General features: G+C 72.8%; 1 pseudogene. It reads left to right on the forward strand.

Annotation, left to right across the window (positions count from 1 at the left end):
* Positions 1-278 precede the first annotated feature (278 nt).
* A pseudogene (locus tag KSNIM_RS23700) lies at positions 279-1,149 on the forward strand (hypothetical protein); the annotation flags it as partial.

The raw sequence follows: 1,149 nt of genomic DNA on the forward strand, positions 1-1,149 counted from the left end.
CGCGGCCGCGGTGGCGGCACCGCCGGCCAGCAGGGTCCTGCGGGAGAGAGCGTCCATGGTCGTCTCCGTTCGGGTGGGGTTTCGCAGCGGGACCGCACGGACTGACAGTCCGACAGTCGGATGGACGGTCCGGGGGTGGGTGCGGCCCACAGCATGGCACGTCGGAGCGTCCCCGCCGGGGAACGCGGAGTGAACCGTGCTGGGTCGCCCGAAACGCTCGCCCGTTCGGACCATCGCACGCGCCATCGAGTGGCGGAGCGGGGCTGAGCCGTCGTCAGATGGGTGGAACCGTCCAGCCGAGCCGCCTCCCGGAGGTTCCGTACGCCATGTGGCAGTCGCTGCTCGACGCGTACCGGCACCGGATCGTCGACACCGGACGCGAGCCGCTGTTCCTGCTGCTGGTGGGACTGCTGGCCTCCTTCCTCTTCATCCGCTTCAGCGTCCGGATGATCCGGCGCGGCACCAGCTGGTGGCCCGGCAACGTCACCCCCGGCGGCCTGCACATCCACCACGTGGTGTTCGGCCAGGCCCTGGTGCTGATCTGCGGCGTGGGGGCGTTCACCGTCCGCGGCAACGGCGGACAGCTGTGGAACGTCCTCGCCCTCGGCTTCGGCATCGGCGCCGGCCTGGTGCTCGACGAGTTCGCGCTCGTCCTGCACCTGCAGGACGTCTACTGGAGCGAGCAGGGCCGCAAGTCCGTGGACGCGGTGATCCTGGCGGTCGCGGTCATCGCCCTGCTGCTGATCGGCGAACTGCCGCTGGGCGGCTTCAGCTCCCGGCTGACGGCGGGACAGTTCGTCGGCGCAGGAATCCTGCTGCTGCTGGTCGGGATCAGCCTGTTCAAGGGCAAGATCTGGACCGGCCTGCTCGGCGTGATGCTGCCGCCGCTGGCCATGGTCGGAGCCGTCCGGCTGGCCCGGCCGCAGAGCCCCTGGGCGCGCTGGCGCTACCGCACCCGGCCCAAACGGATGGCCCGTGCCGAACGCCGGGACGCCCGGATCCACGGCCGGATCGTCGCCGCCAAGACCTCCTTCTACAACGTGCTGGCCGGCGCCCCCGACGCCGAGAGCGCACCCGCCGGCGCCGCACCAGGTGACGCCGCGCCCGCGCCACCGGCCCCCCGCGCGGAGCCGGCCCCGGCCCCGGCCC

Origin of the sequence: Kitasatospora sp. DSM 101779 (assembly GCF_025655475.1) — a bacterium.
Lineage (GTDB): Bacteria > Actinomycetota > Actinomycetes > Streptomycetales > Streptomycetaceae > Kitasatospora.